Below are 1,083 nucleotides of genomic sequence, written 5' to 3' on the forward strand. Positions count from 1 at the left end.
GCGGGTACGGGAATATCAACCCGTTATCCATCGACTACGCCTCTCGGCCTCGCCTTAGGCCCCGACTCACCCAGGGCGGATTAGCCTGGCCCTGGAACCCTTGGTCATTCGGCGGAAGAGGTTCTCACTCTTCATTCGCTACTCATGCCTGCATTCTCACTCGTATGGCGTCCACGGCTGGGTCACCCCGCCGCTTCACTCGCCATACGACGCTCCCCTACCCATCCACACCACTGCACGACTGAACAAGTTCAGACGCGGATGTATTGTGTGAATGCCACAGCTTCGGCGGTGTGCTTGAGCCCCGCTACATTGTCGGCGCGGAACCACTTGACCAGTGAGCTATTACGCACTCTTTAAAGGATGGCTGCTTCTAAGCCAACCTCCTGGTTGTCTAAGCGACCCCACATCCTTTTCCACTTAGCACACGCTTAGGGGCCTTAGCTGGTGATCTGGGCTGTTTCCCTCTCGACTACGAAGCTTATCCCCCGCAGTCTCACTGCCGCGCTCTCACTTACCGGCATTCGGAGTTTAGCTGATTTCGGTAAGCTTGTAGGCCCCCTAGACCATCCAGTGCTCTACCTCCGGCAAGAAACACACGACGCTGCACCTAAATGCATTTCGGGGAGAACCAGCTATCACGGAGTTTGATTGGCCTTTCACCCCTAACCACAGGTCATCCCCCAACTTTTCAACGTTGGTGGGTTCGGTCCTCCACGCAGTCTTACCCACGCTTCAACCTGCCCATGGCTAGATCACCCCGCTTCGGGTCTAGAACACGCGACTAAAAACGCCCTCTTCAGACTCGCTTTCGCTACGGCTACCCCACACAGGTTAACCTCGCCACGTGCCACTAACTCGCAGGCTCATTCTTCAAAAGGCACGCCATCACCCCAGCACAAAGCTAAAGGCTCTGACGGATTGTAGGCGAACGGTTTCAGGTACTATTTCACTCCCCTCCCGGGGTACTTTTCACCATTCCCTCACGGTACTCGTCCGCTATCGGTCACCAGGAAGTATTCAGCCTTACCAGGTGGTCCTGGCAGATTCACAGCAGATTCTAGGAGTCCGCTGCTACTCGGG

General features: G+C 56.0%; 1 rRNA gene. It reads right to left on the minus strand.

The annotated features are described in order from the left end of the window. A 23S ribosomal RNA gene (locus tag JIG36_RS51385) occupies positions 1 to 1,083 on the minus strand; the annotation flags it as partial.

Source organism: Paractinoplanes ovalisporus, from assembly GCF_016834655.1.
Lineage (GTDB): Bacteria > Actinomycetota > Actinomycetes > Mycobacteriales > Micromonosporaceae > Actinoplanes > Actinoplanes ovalisporus.